Source organism: Streptomyces sp. NBC_00670 (assembly GCF_036226765.1).
In the GTDB taxonomy this organism is placed as follows: Bacteria; Actinomycetota; Actinomycetes; order Streptomycetales; family Streptomycetaceae; genus Streptomyces.
On sequence record NZ_CP109017.1, the window covers coordinates 106035 to 124218 of the forward strand.

The 18184-nt window shown below is 73.8% G+C and carries 15 protein-coding genes and 1 pseudogene; 8 read left to right on the top strand and 8 right to left on the bottom strand.

Features of this window, described 5'->3' with window-relative positions; translation table 11 throughout:
• The first annotated feature begins 105 nt into the window (after window positions 1-105).
• A complete protein-coding gene (locus OIE12_RS00510; protein ID WP_329130474.1) occupies window positions 106-3315 on the top strand; it encodes an alpha-L-rhamnosidase in 3210 nt (1069 codons plus the stop codon).
• 85 nt (window positions 3316-3400) lie between these two features.
• Here OIE12_RS00510 and OIE12_RS00515 read toward each other — a convergent pair whose 3' ends face one another.
• Complete coding sequence (locus tag OIE12_RS00515) at window positions 3401-3634, bottom strand: YrhK family protein (protein WP_329130476.1); 234 nt, start codon at window positions 3632-3634, stop codon at window positions 3401-3403.
• A 313-nt stretch (window positions 3635-3947) separates the two neighbouring features.
• On the opposite strand from OIE12_RS00515, the gene OIE12_RS00520 reads away from it, so the two are divergent.
• Complete coding sequence (locus OIE12_RS00520; protein ID WP_329130479.1) at window positions 3948-5618, top strand: FAD-dependent monooxygenase; 1671 nt, start codon at window positions 3948-3950, stop codon at window positions 5616-5618.
• Between the two features lie 26 nt (window positions 5619-5644).
• Here OIE12_RS00520 and OIE12_RS00525 read toward each other — a convergent pair whose 3' ends face one another.
• Complete coding sequence (locus tag OIE12_RS00525) at window positions 5645-6052, bottom strand: VOC family protein (RefSeq protein ID WP_443054008.1); 408 nt, start codon at window positions 6050-6052, stop codon at window positions 5645-5647.
• An 82-nt stretch (window positions 6053-6134) separates the two neighbouring features.
• On the opposite strand from OIE12_RS00525, the gene OIE12_RS00530 reads away from it, so the two are divergent.
• The 4 genes and pseudogenes from OIE12_RS00530 to OIE12_RS00545 all read left to right on the top strand — a co-directional run.
• Complete coding sequence (locus OIE12_RS00530; RefSeq protein WP_329130483.1) at window positions 6135-6425, top strand: hypothetical protein; 291 nt, start codon at window positions 6135-6137, stop codon at window positions 6423-6425.
• 128 nt (window positions 6426-6553) lie between these two features.
• Window positions 6554-7591 (top strand): SPFH domain-containing protein, encoded by a 1038-nt coding sequence (locus OIE12_RS00535; protein ID WP_329130484.1) that lies wholly within the window; start codon window positions 6554-6556, stop codon window positions 7589-7591.
• A complete protein-coding gene (locus OIE12_RS00540) occupies window positions 7588-8499 on the top strand; it encodes a hypothetical protein (protein WP_329130486.1) in 912 nt (303 codons plus the stop codon). The genes OIE12_RS00535 and OIE12_RS00540 overlap by 4 nt, the downstream gene beginning before the upstream one ends.
• Before the next feature lie 47 nt (window positions 8500-8546).
• Window positions 8547-8969, top strand: a pseudogene (locus tag OIE12_RS00545) (response regulator); the annotation flags it as partial.
• A gap of 46 nt (window positions 8970-9015) precedes the next feature.
• On the opposite strand, the gene OIE12_RS00550 reads toward OIE12_RS00545, so the two are convergent.
• The 6 genes from OIE12_RS00550 to OIE12_RS00575 form a co-directional block, all read right to left on the bottom strand.
• Window positions 9016-9744, bottom strand: coding sequence for an MgtC/SapB family protein (locus OIE12_RS00550; RefSeq protein WP_329130488.1), 729 nt, complete (start codon window positions 9742-9744; stop codon window positions 9016-9018).
• 109 nt (window positions 9745-9853) lie between these two features.
• Window positions 9854-10165, bottom strand: a complete 312-nt coding sequence (locus OIE12_RS00555) for a hypothetical protein (RefSeq protein ID WP_329130490.1) — start codon at window positions 10163-10165, stop codon at window positions 9854-9856.
• A complete protein-coding gene (locus tag OIE12_RS00560) occupies window positions 10162-10347 on the bottom strand; it encodes a hypothetical protein (RefSeq protein ID WP_329130492.1) in 186 nt (61 codons plus the stop codon). Before OIE12_RS00560 ends, OIE12_RS00555 begins: the two co-directional genes overlap by 4 nt.
• Window positions 10348-10415: 68 nt before the next feature.
• Entirely contained in the window at window positions 10416-11048 is a 633-nt protein-coding gene (locus tag OIE12_RS00565) for a hypothetical protein (protein WP_329130495.1), read from the bottom strand.
• Window positions 11045-11464: a hypothetical protein gene (locus OIE12_RS00570; RefSeq protein ID WP_329130497.1), complete on the bottom strand. Its 420-nt coding sequence runs from the start codon at window positions 11462-11464 to the stop codon at window positions 11045-11047. The genes OIE12_RS00565 and OIE12_RS00570 overlap by 4 nt, the downstream gene beginning before the upstream one ends.
• A 37-nt stretch (window positions 11465-11501) precedes the next feature.
• Window positions 11502-14807 (bottom strand): CHAT domain-containing protein, encoded by a 3306-nt coding sequence (locus OIE12_RS00575; protein ID WP_329130499.1) that lies wholly within the window; start codon window positions 14805-14807, stop codon window positions 11502-11504.
• A gap of 141 nt (window positions 14808-14948) precedes the next feature.
• On the opposite strand from OIE12_RS00575, the gene OIE12_RS00580 reads away from it, so the two are divergent.
• Complete coding sequence (locus tag OIE12_RS00580; RefSeq protein WP_329130500.1) at window positions 14949-15425, top strand: MarR family winged helix-turn-helix transcriptional regulator; 477 nt, start codon at window positions 14949-14951, stop codon at window positions 15423-15425.
• Complete coding sequence (locus OIE12_RS00585; protein WP_329130502.1) at window positions 15422-18163, top strand: FUSC family protein; 2742 nt, start codon at window positions 15422-15424, stop codon at window positions 18161-18163. The genes OIE12_RS00580 and OIE12_RS00585 overlap by 4 nt, the downstream gene beginning before the upstream one ends.
• Window positions 18164-18184: the final 21 nt, after the last annotated feature.

The following is an 18184-nucleotide window of genomic DNA, read 5'->3' on the forward strand; positions in this document are numbered from 1 at the left end:
GGCAAGTTGGCGCACACTCATTGACCCGCCCGCGCGCCCGCCTCTACCGTTGCCGCGCTCCTCCGCTTTGAATCGATTCACTCCTACTCCGTGTGAGGTGGCGCAGTGATCAGTCGTAGAGGCATCCTGGCGAGTACGGCGGCGGCGGTCGCCGCTACGGCCGCGAGACCCGCCGCGGCCGGTGCCGCAGCCGCCTCCCCGGGCACCGGGACAGCGGGGCGACGGGCCGCGACGGAGGTGGTGGCGCCCACCGTCGAGTACGTCCGGCATCCCCTGGGCCTGGACGCCGCCCGCCCCCGTCTGAGCTGGCCGATGGTGTCGAAGGCGCCGGGTGTCCGGCAGAGCGCGTACCAGATCCGGGTGGCGTCCAGCGCCGCCGGCCTGCGGCGACCCGACGTGTGGGACAGCGGGCAGGTGAAGTCCGCCGACTCCGTCCTCGTACCGTACGGCGGTCCCGAACTGGAGCCCAGGAAACGGTACTTCTGGTCCGTACGGGTGTGGGACGACGAGGGCACGGTGTCCGGGTGGAGCGAGCCGTCCTGGTGGGAGACCGGGCTGCTCGGCGCCGGCCAGTGGTCCGCGCGGTGGATCGCGCCGCCCGCCGAGCTGACCGACGCGCCGTCGTTCCAGGGCTGCGACTGGATCTGGTTTCCCGAGGGCGATCCGGCGAGCGAAGTCCCCGCCGGCACCCGCTGGTTCCGCCGCACCGTCGACCTCCCGCCGGACATCACCTCGGCCACGCTGGCGATCACCGCCGACAACGTGTACTCCGTCGCCGTCAACGGCGCCGAAGTGGCCCGTACCGACCTCGACACCGACAACGAGGGCTGGCGCAAACCCGCCGTCGTGGACGTCCTCGCCCACGTGCGGTCCGGGCGCACGGTACTCGCGGTCGCGGCCACCAACGCCACCGACGGTCCCGCCGGCCTCCTCGCCGTACTCGTCGTGCGCACCGCTTCCGGGGAGCGGCGGATCGTCACCGACGCCTCGTGGAAGGCCACCGACCAGGAACCGGAGGGCGGTTGGCGCGAGGCGGACTTCGACGACTCCGCCTGGGTGGCCGCCAAGGAGGCCGCCCCCTCGGGCTCCGGCCCCTGGGGGACGGTCACCCCCGCCTCCTACGCCGTCGCCCGGCTGCGGCACACGTTCCGGCTGCGGCGCAAGAAGGTCGAGCGCGCCCGGCTGTACCTCACCGCGCTCGGTCTGTACGAGGCTCATCTGAACGGCGTCCGGGTCGGCACCGACCAGTTCGCCCCCGGCTGGACGGACTACCGCACCCGTGTGCAGTACCGCACCCACGACGTCACGCACCTGCTGCGGGCCGGCGCCAACGCCCTCGGGGTGTACCTCGCGCCCGGCTGGTACGCGGGCAACGTCGGCATGTTCGGTCCGCACCAGTACGGCGAACATCCGGCGCTGCTGGCCCAGTTGGAGGTCGACTACGCCGACGGCAGCAGTGCGCGCGTCGTCTCGGACACCGACTGGCTGGCCTCCGCCGGTCCGATCCTCTCCGCCGACCTGCTCGACGGTGAGACGTACGACGCCCGCGCGGAGACGCCCGGCTGGGCCTCGCCCGGGTTCGACGACGAGGGCTGGCTCGCCGTACGCGAGGCCGGGACACACGTGCCGCAGCGGATCGTTGCCCAGGTGGACGGCCCGGTGCGGGTCACCGACGAGCTGAGGCCCGTCAAGGTGACCGAGCCCCGGCCCGGTGTCTTCGTCTTCGACCTGGGGCAGAACATGGTCGGTTCCGTGCGGCTCGCCGTCTCCGGCGCGGCCGGGACGACCGTACGGCTGCGCCATGCCGAGGTGCTCAACCCGGACGGCACCGTCTACACGGCCAACCTGCGGACGGCGAAGGCGACCGACACCTACGTCCTCAAGGGGCGCGGCACGGAGACCTACGAGCCCCGCTTCACCTTCCACGGGTTCCGCTACGTGGAGGTGACCGGCTTCCCCGGCACCCCCACCGCGAAGGCGATCACGGGCCGCGTCATGCACACCGACGCGCCCGCCACCCTCGACTTCGTGACGGACTCCCCCCTGCTCAACCAGTTGCACAGCAACATCACCTGGGGGCAGCGCGGCAACTTCCTCTCCGTCCCCACCGACACACCGGCGCGCGACGAGCGGCTCGGCTGGACCGGTGACATCAACGTCTTCGCGCCCACCGCCGCGTACACCATGGAGTCGGCCCGCTTCCTGACCAAGTGGCTCACCGACCTGCGCGACGCCCAGACGCCGGAGGGCTCCTTCACTCATGTGGCGCCCGACGTCGGCCGTCTCGGTGACGGCGCGGCCGGCTGGGGTGACGCGGGGGTGACCGTGCCGTGGGCGCTGTACGAGGCGTACGGGGACCTGCGGGTGCTCCAGGACGCGTGGGCGTCGGTGCTGGACTGGCTCGGCTATCTGGAGAAGCACAGCGACGGTCTGCTGCGGCCCGCGGAGGGCTACGGGGACTGGCTGAACCTGTCCGACGAGACGCCCAAGGACGTCGTCGCCACCGCGTACTTCGCGCACAGCGCCGACCTCGCCGCGCGGATGGCCCGCGAACTCGGCAAGGACCCCGCCGCCCAGGAGGATCTCTTCGACCGGGTCCGCGCCGCCTTCCGGAAGGCGTACGTCGGCGCCGACGGCAGGGTGAAGGGCGACACGCAGACCGCCTACGTCCTGGCCCTGTCGATGAACCTGCTCCCGGACGCGCTGCGCGGTGCGGCGGCCGACCGGCTCGTCGCACTGATCGAGGCGCGCGACGGGCATCTGTCGACGGGGTTCCTCGGCACTCCCCGGCTGCTGCCCGTCCTCACCGACACCGGCCACACCGACGTCGCCTACCGGCTGCTCACCCGGCGCACCTTCCCCAGCTGGGGCTACCAGATCGACCGGGGCGCGACCACCATGTGGGAACGCTGGGACTCCCTGCGGCCCGACGGCACGTTCCAGGACCCGGCCATGAACTCCTTCAACCACTACGCCTACGGTTCGGTGGGCCAGTGGATGTACGCGAACATCGCCGGCATCTCCGCCGCCCGCCCCGGCTACCGCGAGGTCCTCATCCGCCCCCGCCCCGGCGGCGGCGTCAACTCGGCCCGCGCGACACTCACTTCGGTCCGCGGCCCGATCTCCACGCGCTGGACCCGCAAGCGGGGCCGCTTCGAACTGACCTGCTCGATACCCCCGAACACCACCGCCGAGGTGTGGGTCCCGGCCTCCGCCACGGATCACGTCACGCACGCGGGCGGAACGCTCCTGCGGCACGAGGACGGCCACCAGGTGTTCCACGTGGGCTCGGGTACGTACCGGTTCACGGTCTGAGCCGCCCAGGGCGGCGGCGTTCCCAGGGCTGGACGTCGAGCCGGCCTCCCCGGAGGCCGGCTCGCAACTGTCCGGTGTGCTCCCTTCAGCTCCCTGTCTGCTGACGGGACTTGCGCGCATGCCGGACGAAGACCTCACCGAGGGTACCGACGAACATGCCCAGCGACCCCACCACGAACAGCCACAGGGCGACCCGTTCCAAGCGGGGGAAGAGGAAGAACACGCTGCCGATCAGGAACGTCGTGTTGCCGACGCCCCCGATGACGAGGTGGATGAACGGGAAGTCCTGAAGCAGGTATCGCTCGAGTCGCGGCAGCACACCATCATCCCTTCCAGTACCGAAACACCCAGCGGCGGTGCGAGGCTATGGAGTACCGCCCGAAGCGCTGCGGAAACACCGTCGCCGCCTCCCTCCCCCGACTGAGCACCACACGCCGTCTCCACGCGGCACGCTCCGCGCTACTCCAGTCCGGCCCCGGCCGATCCAGTGAACCTGGCGCCTCCTGTACCCGTCCTGACCAGCCGGTCTGTCGCCTTCGCGCGGCGAGTGGCCCTGTCCCCGCCGGGTCGCCCGCGGCCCGCTGGCGCAGACTGGCCCGGAACCCCCTGTCGGACGAGGAGAGGGCCGGATCATGGCCGATGTCGACGTACTCGTGGTGGGCGCGGGCCCGGTGGGACTGACGGCGGCGGCCGAGCTGCGGCGGCACGGCGTGGACTGCCGCATCGTCGATCGCCTGGCCGCCCCGCAGCCTCACGCGAAGGCCATCGGCGTCCTGCCCCGCACGCTGGAGGTGTGGGACGGCATGGGCCTGGTCCCCGGGGTGCTGGACGAGGCGGTGCCGCATCTGGGCCAGTTGGTCTTCACCGACGGCAAGCCGGGCGACGGACCGGTCCGGCTGACGCTGCCGCCGGACATCCCCTACCCCTTCGCCACGCTGCCCCAGTACACGACCGAGCGGCTGCTCACCGAGCATCTCGCGCGCTTCGGCACGGAGGTGGAGCGGCCGGTCGACGTCCGGTCGGTCACGGCGCACCCGGACGAGGTGGAGGTCGTGCTCGCGGGCCCCGACGGCGGTACCGAGCGGCTGACCGCCCGCTACGTCGTGGGCTGCGACGGGGCGCACAGCCTGGTCCGCAAGGCGGCCGGGCTGGCCTTCGAGGGCGACGTCCTGCCCGAGCGTTTCCTGATCGCCGACGTCGAGGTCGACTGGGACATGCCCGCCGGCTACAGCATGCGGTCCGTGCGTCTGGACGCGAACGGTGCGGTGGACGACATGCTCGTCTGCATCCCGATGCCCGGTGCGCGACGGTACTGGCTGTCGATGCTGCGGCCCGGCGACGGGGGCGGAACCGACGACGGTGCGAGCGCGACGGACGGGGCGCTGGACCTGGGGGACGGCCAGGGGCCGGACCTCGGCTACATCCAGGCCGTGCTGGACCGGCTCTCCCCCGAGCCGGCGAGGGCGTCGGCGCTGCGCTGGTCGTCCGTCTTCCGGACCGGCCACCGTCTGGTGGACCGCTACCGCAGCGGCCGCCTCTTCGTCGCCGGGGACGCCGCGCACGTCCACCCGCCGATCGGCGGGCAGGGGCTGAACACCGGTGTGCAGGACGCCCACAACCTCGGCTGGAAGCTGGCCCTCGCCGTCCGCGGTCTGGCCACGGACGACGTGCTGGACAGCTACCACGCCGAACGGCACCCCGTCGCACGCGAGGTGGTCGACCGCACGGTCCGGCACGCCCGTACCGTCCGCGACGCCCGCGGCAACAGCGACAAGGGCAACGACCCCGAGATGTTTCTGCGGCGTCAGGCCCAGCTCACGGTCGCCTACCCGGACAGCCCGCTGATCCAGCCGCGGGCGGCGGACGGCGAGCGCGCGGACGGTCCCGCGGCGGGCGAGCGCGCACCGGACTGCCGCGGCCTGCTGGGCGAACTCGCCGCCTACCCGCAGCGGTTGTTCGACCTGCTGCGCACCCCGCGGCACACGCTGCTGCTGTACGCGGGTCCGGGGCACGTCTCGGGCGACGGCGCCGCACGGCTCGAGGCCTGCGCCGCCGAGGCGCGTCGCGCCGCCCACGGGCTGCTCGACGCCTACCTGATCACCGACGCGGAGGTCCCGCAGGACGCCCGCCCGGTCGGCCTGCGTCCGCCCCGGCTGCGCGACGCGGCGGGCGAGTTCCGTGCCGCGTACGCGCCGCAGGACGGCGAGGCGCTGCTGATCCGCCCGGACGGCTACGTCTCCGCGCGCTTCCGGTCGGCCGTGCCGGAGGAGTTGGCGGCGCATCTGGGCCGGACCTTCGCCTGACGGCGAGGAGCGGGCCCCAACGGCCGTCAGACGACGTCGAACTCGTTGCCCTCGGGGTCCTGCATGGCCGTGGCGTAGAACCCCATGTCCGGCTCGTCGTTGATCCGCAGCACGGTGGCACCGGCCTTGACCAGCCGGTCCACCGTTGCTCTGACCCGCCGCACGCGGACGTCCAGCGCGACGTCGCGGCCCCCGCCGACCTTCAGGTCGAGGTGCCACCGGTTCTTGGCGGCCTTGGCCTCCGGAACCTGCTGGAACCACACTCTCGGCCCGTGTCCCGCGGGATCGACGAGGGACTCCGGAACATCCCCGGCACCGGCCGGCAACTCCTCCTCGGGCACGCCCATGGCCGCCCAGTAGGCACGCCAGGTGGCATGCCCGCCCGGCGGAGGCTCGGGCACGTAGCCCAGCGCCTCGGCCCAGAAGGCCACCATCCGCTGCGGATCGCCTGCCACGGCGAAGACACTGAACGGCACGCTCAGCCCACGGGCGACGACGCGGTCCTCGTCCGTCGCCATGCGCGACTACGTCCGCCGACAGCGCCACGACGGTCTGCCGACCGATCCCTGGCCGCGCGTGCACGTCAAGGCCGGGGGCAGTATCGGGAAGGCCGCCCCGGCGTCGCTGACGGTCAGCGGCTCCCTGGCCCAGTGCCGGCAGTGGACCGGCCTGCCGTTCGACGGCGACGGTGACGTCGACGTACCCGGCGCCCTCGTCCCGGTGCACTGCGACACAACGCACGACCGAGCGGTCTACGTCGAGCCCAACGTATGGATCCGGCACGAGGTGGAACCGCGCAGGCGCTGATCGGCGCGACGCGCGGCGCGGGTGGACGACGGCCACGTCGTACCGTCACCGCACGAGCCTTTCTCGTCTCCTTGACGATTATGAGCCTCTCGTTTTATCGTCATTGAGACGAGAAAGAGGGAGCTCTCATGGCCGACATCACCCGGCGCCTGGGCTGGCGCCACCTGCGTGCCACGCCCACGGCGCACATCCGGCACCACCGCGACGGCAGGCTCGTGCACGACGGACCCGGGCTGGGCTTCTGGTTCCGTCCGCTGACCGCCGCGTTGTCCGAAGTGCCCGTGGAGGACCGGGAGCTGGCCATGACGTTCCGCGCCCGCACCGCCGACTTCCAGGACGTGTCGGTGCAGGCCACCGTCACCTACCGCATCGGCGATCCGGCGCTCGCCGCCGCCCGTCTGGACTTCTCCATCGACCCGGACACCGGCGTCTGGCGCGGTGCCCCGCTGGAGCAGCTGGGCACCCTGCTCACCGAGACCGCCCAGCAGCACGCGCTGCACGTACTGGCCCGCACCCCGCTGTCCGAGGCGCTGGCCGACGGGGTGGCCGCGGTGCGCGAGCGGATCGCGGCGGGCCTCGGCACCGAGCCCCGGCTGCCGGCCACCGGGATCGAGGTGGTGGCCGTACGGGTCATGGCCGTACGGCCCGAGGCGGAGGTGGAGCGCGCACTGCGGACGCCCGCCCGGGAGCTGATCCAGCAGGAGGCCGACCGGGCGACGTACGAGCGGCGGGCCGTCGCCGTCGAGCGCGAGCGCGCCATCGCCGAGAACGAGCTGGCCAGCCAGATCGAACTCGCCCGGCGCGAGGAGCAGTTGGTGGAGCAGCGCGGGGCCAACGCGCGCCGGGACGCGGAGGAGAAGGCGGCGGCCGACCAGGTGCGTGCGCAGGCCGAGGCGGCGCGCACGGTCCGGCTCGCCGAGGCCGAGGCCGCCCGTTCGGTGGCGCTCGCCCGCGCGGAGGCGCAGGCGGCGCGCGAGGTCGGCGAGGCCCGGGCGGAGGCCCAGGCGGCCTGGCTGCGTGTGCACGGCGACGTCGACGTGGCGACGCTGCACGCGCTCACCGGGACCCGGCTGGCGGAGAACCTGCCGCACATCGAGAGCGTGACCCTCTCCCCCGACGTACTGACCGGGCTGCTGGCCCGGCTCGGCGGCGGTGAGCGGGGATGAGCCTGGCCCCGCGGGCCGTCCTGGTCCACCGCACCACGGAGTACGAGGAGTTGCTGGCCCGGCACGGCACCCACGGCCAGGCCGCCTTCTTCCTCTCCTCCCGCGGCCGGGACCTCGGGGAGATCGCCGCACGCCACCACCGCGCGCACCGGGCGCTGGCCGAGGTGGCCGCCGCGGTCCCCTCGGCCTGGCGGCAGGCCCGGGTGGAACGCGGCGACCTGGACCGCTTCCTGTTCGCCCCGGAGGACGTCGTGGTCGTGGTGGGCCAGGACGGGCTGGTGGCCAACGCGGCCAAGTACCTCACCGGGCAGCCGGTCATCGGCGTGGACCCCGAACCGGGGCGCAACCCCGGTGTGCTGGTACGGCACCGCGCGGCCGACGCGGCGGCGCTGCTGCGCGAGGCGCCGGCCGCGCGGGTGGACGAGCTCACCATGGTCGAGGCCGTCGCCGACGACACCCAGCGGCTGCTCGCGCTCAACGAGATCTATCTCGGCGCCGTCGGACACCAGACGGCCAGATACCGCCTGGGCCTGGAGGGCGACGGGGGTGTCGTCGAGGCCCAGGCATCCTCCGGGGTGCTGGTGGGCACGGGCACCGGCGCGACCGGCTGGCTCCGGTCGGTGTGGCAGCAGCGGAACAGCGATCTGCGGCTGCCGCACCCCACGGAGGACCGCCTGCTGTGGTTCGTCCGCGAGGCCTGGCCGTCCCCGGCCACCGGCACCTCCCTGGTGGCCGGGGAACTCGCCGCCGCCGGCCGGCTGTGCCTCACCGTGGAGTCCGAACGCCTCGTCGCGTTCGGGGACGGCATGGAGGGGGACGCCCTGGAACTGACGTGGGGGCAGACGGTCCGCGTGGGTACCTGCCGGCAGCGGCTGCGGCTGGTGGCTCCCGTTGCGGGACGCCGGTGACACGGTGACGTGCCACGCTCGACGCACTCCGTCCGGCGGCCACCGCACTGCGCCGACGGCTCGGGCCGGTGCGCCGGAAGTCACTCCTTGGTGTGACCGCGGGCGTGGATGGCGAGGAGGCCGTCGAGACGTGCGGACGGCTCCGGCCCGACCTGGTCGTGCTGGACATCCGGATGCCGCGCGGCGACGGGCTGTGGACGCTGACCGAGCCGGACCGGCGCGGCCTGCTGGGCCCCGGCCGCACCCGGGCACTCATCCTGACCACGTTCGACCTCGACGAGTACGTCGACCAGGCGCTCGCCGCCGGGGCGTCGGGGTTCCTGCTGAAGAACAGCTCCTACGAGGAACTGACCGCCGCCGTACGCGCGACGGCGGCCGGGTACAGCGCGCTGAGTCCCGCGGTCACCCGGCGGATCATCACCAACCACCTCGCCACCCGGCAGCGGCCCGACACCGGCGACCTGGCCCGCCGCACCCTGTGCTGACCGTCCGCACCGGGGCCGTTCGTCGGTGCCGCTACCCGTCGTCGTCCGTGGCGGTCACCTCGATGTCGATCACGCCGTCGTTGTGGAACAGTTCGGACGTCAGGGTGCCGGTGTCGGCGGGGCCCTCCAGTTCGAGCAGGACGCGGGCGGCGGGGTCGGCGCGGCCCGGGAGGCGGTCGACGCGGACCTGGAGGATGCGGAAGCCGCGCCGGGTGCAGGTTTCCATCAGCTGGGGCAGCAGGGCGGTGCCGGTGCGGTAGGTCATGCGCAGTTCGAACGCGGAGGCGGTGCCGGGGAGCAGGCGCGCGGCCAGCCGGGGGTAGCCGCGAACGACCACGAAGTGCACGGCCGTGACGGCCAGGGCGAGGATGGGCAGTCCACCGCCACAGGCCATGCCGACCGCGCAGGTCAGCCAGATGGTCGCGGCGGTGGTCAGGCCGCGCACCGCGTCCCGTCGTACGAAGATCAGGCCGCCGCCGATGAAGCCGATGCCGGAGACGATCTGGGCGGCCACGCGGGACGGGTCGAAGGAGACGTTGTCCAGGCCGAGCACGTTGGTGAAACCGTGCTGGGACACCTCCATCATCAGGGCGCTGGCGATGCCCACGAGCGTGTGGGTGCGCAGACCGGCGCTCTTCTGCTGCGCCGCCCGCTCCCAGCCGATCAGGCCCGACAGCAGCAGGGCGAGGCCCAGCTCGGACAGCTGCCGCAGCCCCTGGCCGTTGCCGACGTCCCACAGCGGAACCGCGAGCGCGGTCATGACCACCTCCCTCCAGGCACTGTCCCTTCCCCGGGGCGTGGACCGCCATTCCTGTTGCGCGGGTGAGGGGGCCGTGCCGGTACGGGCGGCCGGTGCGGCTCGGGACCGCCTACAGGTCGAGGACCGCCCTGAGCGCGTTGTCGACGAGTTCCTGCTGGTCGGGGCCGATGTTGCCGTGCAGGGTGGCGGTCTCGAAACGGAGGGCGGAGAGCTGGAGGAGGTTCACGGCGACGAGGGAGGCGTCGACCGGGGTGGTCAGTCGCACGCTCATCGCCGTGTCGGGGTGCTGCGCGGGGGCGTGCAGCACCAGGACGACGACCGCGCTGTACGCCTCGGCGAGGCCGTCGAGGCTGACGACGAGCACCGTGCGGGTGCCCTTGCCGGTGTCGACGTCCCAGACGTCGCCCTTGCGGACGGTCACAGGGCGTCGCCCTCGCCCGCGAGGTCGAGCGGCGCGATCGAGGCGAGCTTGCGCGCGGCGTCGAGCGTCATCTGCCGGCGCACGGCCCGCATGATGTAGTCGTTCAGCGACGGCGCACCGGCGGCCGCGTCACGCAACGGTTTGTCCATGGCGTCGGGGATGCGCAGGGTGATGGCAGTCATGGTGTCAAATCTAGCGTCATGGGTGGCCTCGGGGAAGCGACGTGCTCCGTCCGTTCCCGAACAGTCGTTCATCCGGCCTGTTCGCAGGCCGTGCCGCCGGGTCGTACGGTGACGGACTCGCCGGAGGGCAGGGGCACGGAACCCTCCTTCGTGGTGAGGGCGCCCCCGGAGGGGCCCAGGGTCAGCCGTGTCGCGCACTCCGTGCCGGCGGGGGTCGTGATCCGCAGGGCGGGGTCGGCGGCGGCCGGGCCGTACCACGTCGCGCCCACGGCGATCACCAGGAGACCGGCGCAGCACAGGGTGGCGCGGATGCCCCAGCGCAGGTCGCGCGCCGCGCGCAGCGCCTCTTCGTGGTCGGCGAGCAGTTGAGGTCGCAGCCGGGAGACGGGTGTCACCGTGGGCAGCCCGTGCCCGGCCCTCATCAGCCGGAGGGCGCCGAACCCGCCGCAGACGAGGGCGAGCGCCAGCAGCGCCCCGACCGTGAGGGCCCACCCGGAGGCCAGCTGGGAGACGTCGGAGCGCCCCTTGACGAGACTGAAACCGAGCAGTCCCACCAGGAGGCCGGCCAGTCCGTTGCGCCAGGCCACCGCGGCGGTGCGTACGCGTGGCAGCTCACTGCGCACGAGTGACTCGCGGGCCCTGGCGAGCGCCAGGTCGGCCGGGGTGGCCTGCCGGTCCGCCGGCCGGACCCGCAGGGTCATGCCTCCTCCCGCTCGACGGTGAGGAGCCAGTAGGCACCGCAGCCGTCGGCGTACTCGGCGGGGCGGCCCGGGTGGTCGCAGGCCGTGCAGTTGCAGACGAGGGGTGCCGTGTCCGCGGCGAGAGCGTCCGGACTCCCGTCCCCGCTGTCCGCGGCCACGCCCGCGCTGCCGGGTGCCGGCGCCGCGACGCTGCCGTCGGCCGGCGGAGCCGGGGGCGGCGCGACCGATCTGACCGTGCTGCTGGGCAGGAACGCCTGGATCGGGGCGTCGCACCGCGGACAGAGGCCGTGGAGGTGGAGGCCGTCGCCGGGCAGCTCTTCCTGGGTGAGGCCCCGGTCGACGAACCTGCTCGCGTAGCCGGGCTCCGTGATCTCCTTGAACGGTATGAGGGCCGGAGTCGGTTCGACCGTGGTCATCGTGCGCGTGCCGCCTTCCTGGTGGTCACCGACCGCCTCAAGGGCCGGTGTGGGTGAACGGGGTCCAGCTGAAACGCGGCAGGCCGGTGTCGGCGCGCAGTCGGAGCGCGGCGCCACGGACCGCCGCCGCGGCCCGCTCGGGCGTGTAGCCCCCGTCCGAGGCGAGCGCGGTGTGGACGCTCGCGCCGAACCTCTCCGCCGCCCGGGCGTCGACCGACCACTGGGTGCCGACGACGTGGCGGTAGCCGCTGTAGTGCAGTGCCGCGCCGAGGCTGATCGCCTCGTCGGGCAGGCCGCGTCCGCCCGTCACCGTCCGGCAGGCCGACAGCAGGATGAACTCGCCCCGGTGCTGTCCCGCGCCGATGTCCGCGACGGTGAGCATGCCGTCCACGAGCAGCAGCCCGCCCGAGGAGGGAGCGTCCAGGTCCTGGGTGCCGTGGCAGCTGACGTGGACCCAGTCGTGCCGGCGCAGGTCCTCCCGCACGACCGCGCGGGTGGCCTCGGGCGGCGTACGCACCGTGAGGAGGGCGGCGGGGAACAGCGTCCGGAGCAGGGCCTGTTCCTCGTCCACTTCGGGCAGGGGCGGCTGTCCGGGAGTCTCCGGCATGGCCACCATCAGCATCCGGCCGGCTCCGGCGGCCCCGGGTTCCCCGGCGTGGTGCCGCGGCACGGTACGGGCGCGGGCGAGCGCCCGCACCGTCGGAACGGACGAGCAGGTGAAACGGTCGAGCAGCGTCCGCGGGCCGCCTGCGGGCGCCGGCGCGTCCGGGGAGGACTCGTAGTGACCCGCGGCGTGCAGCGGAAGCAGCGCCAGCGCTCCGGTCGGGCACCACCACAGCCGGGGAGCGTCGTCCTGCTCGGGCGTGGCGGGACGATCGCCGCCTCCGACGTCCGCCGGGGACGCGCCGTGCGCGGCCCGCCCCGCCGAGGGGGCACTGCCCGTCTCGGCGAGATGGGCGAGTACGGGCTCCGCGACCGTGTCCCACAGCAGTCCGAGGACGCGTTCCAGCATCGTCTCGGCGTGCCGGGTGGCCTGCCGGACCTCGTTGCGCGCGTCGTGCTGAGCGCGGAACGCAGCCGGGTTCACCCCGGCGGTCCGGGCACGGTGCAGGGCGGCGTGCGCCCGGTCGACGCGGTGCTGCGCCGCCAGATGGGCGGCGGCCCACTCCTCCACCCGTGCCGCGTCGAGGCCGGGCAGGGGGCAGGCGGTGACGCCCGCCGTCGTGACGACGAGCGCGTCGCACCGCCAGCGGCTGATGTTGACGACCACGACCGGGCCCGCCGCGGCAGCGGACAGCAGTTCCTCGCGGGAGGGCGGCGCGAGGAAGTCGCCGTGCCCCGCGGCCACGGCCTGGCGGACCAGATCCCGGTACTCGCGCGCCAGCCGGGCACGGTGGTCGATGCGCTGCGAGGGTGACAGCGGGACGAGTCCCGCCGACTCGCCGTCCCCGTCGAGCAGGGTGAGCCGCGACGCGATCTCCGCGAGGCGCGTGGCGAGTTCGGGGTGCTCCCGCTGCAACGCGGTGCTTTCCGCCCGTAGTTGCAGCATCCGTGTCCACATGACCCCGCGACCGGTCTCCAACAGCACGAGGGCCGCCTCGGCGTTCCCGTCGGCGGTCAGCCGGGCCGCCGCCGCGTCGGAGGCGAGCCCGCGCGCCTCGGTGAGCTGGGTCTCGACGCTGGCCCGGTCCGCCCCCTGCCAGGCGGTCATCGGCAGCAGTTCGACGGCACGTGCGTACCGTTGGGCCGCCTCGCGGTGGTCACCCGTCTCCATGAGGACGCCGGCGGCGAGGTTCGCGATCCGTACGCGCTGCGGGGGCGGCGTCGTATCGGCCTCGAGGACGGTGTCGCTCCACTTCAGGAGCTCCGCCAGGTCCTCCGGCCGCCCGGTGTCCCGATGGCGCCGGAACAGGGCGACCACCAGATTGGCGGCGGCCTGCGAGGCGTTGGGGCCGCTGTCGCCGCCGAGTACCGCGGCCTGCCTGAGCTGGGTGACGACCGGGTCGAGCGCGTCGGCGCCGGCGTCGTCGGGGAGCGCGTTCAGGCCCACGAGGCCCATGGTGGTGAGGAGGACTGCCCGTTGCGGGTCGTCGGCGGGGGCGATCCCGGCGGCCTGCTCCAGGCAGGCGAGGGCCTCGCTCTGCCGGTCGCGCTCACCGGTGGCGACGGCCAGCGCCAGCAGGGCGTTCGCCTGGTGGAGCAGACCGCGGGCGAGCAGCAGCGGATTACCGGCGGAGCCCGAGACGATGCGGCGGGCCGCCGCGACGCTCTCGGTGGCCGCGACTGTGGCACCCTCCTTGTCCCCCTTCTCCGCCAGTTCCGTCGACAGGGCACGTGCCGCCAGGCAGCGGGTCGCCGCCAGGTGCGGCGCCCTCGCCCGCTCGGTGTTCGCCTCCTCGGCCCGGCGGGCGGTGTCCACCGCCTCGTCCAGGTCGCTGCGGGTGCCCAGTTGTTCGTAGCGCAGGCGCAGCAACTCCGAGAGGTTGCTGAAGTGGATACCCGCGTCGGGCCTGCCCTCGGGCAGGGAGGCCGTGAGCTCCCGCTGGAGGTCGATGGCCTCGTCCAGCGAGGCACGGTGTCCGGCCATCTGGTGGTCGAACCGCAGCGCGGAGACGGCGGCGCCGATGACCTGGTAGCGCGCCACGTACCCGGGCGGCATGGCGGCGAGCGCCTCGCGTCCTGCGGCCAGTGCCTCTGCCGCGTCAGTCAAGTCTCCCCGGCGGACCGCGCGTTGGATCAAGTGCCCGATCAGGGCGCCGAGGGCCAACGCGCGGTCCGCCGGGGGAACGCACTCCAGTGCCCTGCGTCCGCTGACAATCGCTTCGTCCAAGTCCCGCTCGTTCCCGGTCAGTTCGAACCGGAGGCGCAGAAGACCACCCAGATTGGAGTGCCAGCCCCCGAGCCTGAAGTCCCGCGGGTCGCGTACTGCCTCGATGCCCCGGCGGGCCGTTTCGACGGCCTCGGTGAGGTGACGGGCCACGCCCGACCGGTGGTAGCGGTGGAGCGAGGCGCTGGCGAGGGTGGCGAGCGCACCCGGCACCTCCCCGTGGTCCGGTGGCAGGTACCGCAGCGCGGCGGTCAGCAGTTCGACCCCGGAGTCGACGTCGGACTGTGCGCCCGACATCTCGTACCGCGCGACGCGCATCGTGCCGAGGGAGGATCTGGTCACTCCGCGCAGAGCGGGGTCGCCTTCCCTGTCGGCCTGTTCGACCGCCCGGGCAAGGACCGCGAGGGCACGGTCCTCCTGCGCCCGGTCGCCGCCGGTGGTGTACTCGCTCCACAGCGCCTGCCCTTCGAGCAGGAGCCGCCACGCCGAAGACGGTTCTGCCGCGTCGCCGTCCATGGCCCCACCCCCGTTGGATCACCGGCCCGGGCGGTCATCGTAGGGCGACCGGCACTCATCTCGTCATGTTTCCGAAAAATCATGTGACGGCTCCCCATCGGCCGGGTCCGGCCGGCTCCTCCCGCGCTATATAGTTTCCATATGCATGTACTTTCGGACGGCGACAGCGCCCTCGCGGACGCCCGCCGCATCGAAGGCGCGGCGCACGGCATGCTGCGCGACCTCTCCCGGCTCTCCCGGGCGTTGTTCCGCGCGGGTGAGTACGGGCTGACGCGCAGCGAGGCGTCCCTGCTCGACGCGCTGGAGGCCGGGCCGCTGCGGGTGACCGAGGTCGCCGCGCGCACCGGCATGGTCCAGCCGCAGGTCACCGTCCTGCTGCAGAAGCTCGAGGACCGTGGCCTCGTCGTCCGCCGGCGCTGCACGGCGGACCGGCGCGCGGTGGAGACCGAGCTCACCCCCGCCGGCCGCCGGCTGCTCGCACAGGGGCGGCAGCGGATGGCCGCCGCCCTGCTGACCGCGCTGCATTCCCCCACCGTCGACGCCTGCGAGCGCACGGTGTGCGACGCCCGGCAGGCCGTCGCCACCCTCGCCGAAGCCATGGAACCGGAGACCACTTGACCAGCCCAGGAACCGCCCGGCAGGACGCCGACCACGGCGCGGGAGACCGATCCGCCGACGTCATGGAGGACCGGACCGCCGCTCCTGCGGGAGGCCAGGCCTCCGGTACCGCGACAGCCCGGGGCTCCGGCACCGCGGAAGGCGGGCCCTCCGGTGCCCTGTCCCTCGATGTGGCGCCCCGGCGGGTGGCCGGTCCCTACCGGTGGTGGGACCGGGTGCTGGTCGCCGACCCCGGGCTCGGGCAGTTGCAGGCGGGCTGGCGGACGCTGGTCGCCATGGTCACCGCCCTCGCCGTCGGCCACGGCATGGGCCGGGCCCTCGGTCTCCCCGCGATGATCGCCATGATGGTCGCCGGGATGATGGGCCTGATGAGCGCCTTCGCGGTGTCCGGCAACACCTGGAAGCAGCTCGCCGGGCCCATCCTGTGGATGCCGTTCCCCTACACCGCCGTGCTCTGGCTGACCGCGCTCCTGCACGGCGACCGCACGCTGGAGATCTGCCTCAACGTCGCCGCGCTCGCCCTGACCTTCCTGCTCGCCCGGTTCGGCCCCCTGGCACTGCTCACCGGCATGATGCTGTTCAACGGCCTGCTGGTGGGGACCATCGTGGCCATCCCCACGGCCATGATGGGCAGCGCGTTCGCGGTGGCCCTGGTGTCCGCCGCGGCGGTGCTGGCCACCCGGCTGCTGCTGTGTTACCCGATGCCCCGGGAGGACCTGCTCCGCACACAGCGGGCCTTCGTCGTGGAGGCCCGCCGCCTGGCCGACGCCACCGTCGACGCCCTCGACCCGGACGCCGGCCCCCGGCGGGTCGAGCGCCGTACGAACCGTTCGCTGCGCCGGCTGAACGTCGTCACCCTCACGATCGACGCGCGCCTCGCCCAGCCCGAGGCCGCGGCCGACCCCGTCGTGGCCGAGCTGCTGCACCGGCAACTGTTCGACGCGGAGCTGGCCCTGCGCGGGATCAGCCAGGCGGTCCAGATGCTCGCCGCGCAGTCGCCGCCCGAAGGGCTGCGCCGGGCGCTGGCGGTGGGGCTGCTGCTGGCCCGGGACACCCCGCCGGACCGGGCGAGCGGTCTGCGGCCCGCCGTGGAGACGATCCGCGCGCAGGCCGATGCCGTCCTGCGCGATCCGGGGGCCGACCCCGGGGACGCCGAGTGCGCCGTCCTCGCCCGCCGGGTGGCCGAGCTCATGGACTCCCTCGCCGACTCCCTCACCGGCTGGCTGGCGCTGGGCCGGCGGACACCGCACGCCCCTGCCGCGGTGCCCTTCCAGCCCGCGGTGGCGCTGGAGAACAACCGGATCCCCGGTTCGGCCGCGCCGATGCGGCGCGCGCTCACCGCCCGTACGGAGAGCGGATGGCAGCGTGTGGTGCCCTTCGTGCGCGCCCCGCTGCACGCGGCGGTGGCCGCCGCCGTCGTCTGTCCCATCGCCGACGCCATCGATCCGCAGCGCTTCTACTGGGGCCTGGTCGGGGTGATGATCACGCTGTTCGGCACCAGCACCACCCACGAGCGGCTGCGCAAGTTCGGCCACCGCATGGCCGGCACCATCGCCGGCGCCGTGCTCGGGGTGCTCCTGCTGCACTGGACCGGTCACCAGCACATCCACTGGACGCTCGCCGTCATCGTTCTCGGGCTCTCCCTCGGCTCCTGGGGCATGCAGCGCGCCTACGCCCTGTGGACCACCGGACTGGTCGTCGCCCTGGTGCAGCTGTACGGGCTGACCACGCCGGACAGCGCGATGAACCATCTGCTCGGCGAACGGCTCGTCGACAACGGCATCGGCATCCTGGTGGCGTCGGCGTGCGCCGCACTGATCTTTCCCCTGTCCACCCGGACCGTCGTCCGCGAGGCCGAACACGGGTACGTCCAGGCGGTGCGGACGCTCCTCACCCAGGTCGCGACCCGCTGGGAGGAACCGGACAGTCCGGTACGGCTGCGGGGTGCGGCACGGGCCGTCGACGCCGCTCTGTTCGAGGTGACGGAGGCGTCCCGGCCGGTGGTGCGCATGCCGCTCGGGGTCCGCGGGCGCGGGCCGCACCACCGGATGGCGCTGCTGACCACGGCCGCGGGGCACGCCCGGGCGCTGGCGTCCGCCGCCGACATCGACATCGACCTCTCGGCGAGCCTGTCCGAGCGCCTTCGGCTCATCACGCACACCTTCACCGATTCGCTGCGCGCGCTCGACCACCACCTCGCCAACGGCACGGCCCAGGGTGTCTGGCGCCCCGTCACCCCGTACGTCCGTGAGCTGCGGGACGGGGCATGGTCCGCCGTGCCCGGCCCCCGCGCGCGACGGCTGCGGACCGCCCTGCACGAGCTGGAGGCGCTCGACACGACGCTGGCCGCGTTCGCGGAGCAGTGCGGCCTCACCGTGGAGCCCGGCGCGGGCCGGACGCAGCCGGCGGCCGGAGGGGACAACGGCCTACGCCGCACCGGGAGTGTTGGGATCACCGGGACCGCCGGAACCCTGGACCCGGCCGGCACGGCCATGGCGCGCCTCACCGGCTCGGTACGCTGCGCAGCCCACCCCGGCGGCTGCGCCGCCCGCATCACCGTCATCGACGCACGCGGCCGGCGGGTCGCCCAGACGTACACGGAGGACGGCGACTACGGGCTCCGGCTACGGCCGGGCTCCCACACCCTGGTCGTCTCGGCCACCGGCCACCCCCCGCGCGCCGAGTCCGTCATGGTGCGGAGCACACGGAACGGCCGGCGGCTGGACGTCCGCCTGTAGACGGGGGACGGTGCCGAGCCG

Coding starts and splice junctions, on each gene's coding strand:
- OIE12_RS00520 (WP_329130479.1), top strand. CDS start 3,948: ATGGCCGATGTCGACGTACTCGTGGTGGGCGCGGGCCCGGTGGGACTG.
- OIE12_RS00530 (WP_329130483.1), top strand. CDS start 6,135: ATGCGCGACTACGTCCGCCGACAGCGCCACGACGGTCTGCCGACCGAT.
- OIE12_RS00570 (WP_329130497.1), bottom strand. CDS start 11,464: ATGACCACGGTCGAACCGACTCCGGCCCTCATACCGTTCAAGGAGATC.
- OIE12_RS00560 (WP_329130492.1), bottom strand. CDS start 10,347: ATGACTGCCATCACCCTGCGCATCCCCGACGCCATGGACAAACCGTTG.
- OIE12_RS00535 (WP_329130484.1), top strand. CDS start 6,554: ATGGCCGACATCACCCGGCGCCTGGGCTGGCGCCACCTGCGTGCCACG.
- OIE12_RS00540 (WP_329130486.1), top strand. CDS start 7,588: ATGAGCCTGGCCCCGCGGGCCGTCCTGGTCCACCGCACCACGGAGTAC.
- OIE12_RS00575 (WP_329130499.1), bottom strand. CDS start 14,807: ATGGACGGCGACGCGGCAGAACCGTCTTCGGCGTGGCGGCTCCTGCTC.
- OIE12_RS00565 (WP_329130495.1), bottom strand. CDS start 11,048: ATGACCCTGCGGGTCCGGCCGGCGGACCGGCAGGCCACCCCGGCCGAC.
- OIE12_RS00550 (WP_329130488.1), bottom strand. CDS start 9,744: ATGACCGCGCTCGCGGTTCCGCTGTGGGACGTCGGCAACGGCCAGGGG.
- OIE12_RS00580 (WP_329130500.1), top strand. CDS start 14,949: ATGCATGTACTTTCGGACGGCGACAGCGCCCTCGCGGACGCCCGCCGC.
- OIE12_RS00525 (WP_443054008.1), bottom strand. CDS start 6,052: ATGGTGGCCTTCTGGGCCGAGGCGCTGGGCTACGTGCCCGAGCCTCCG.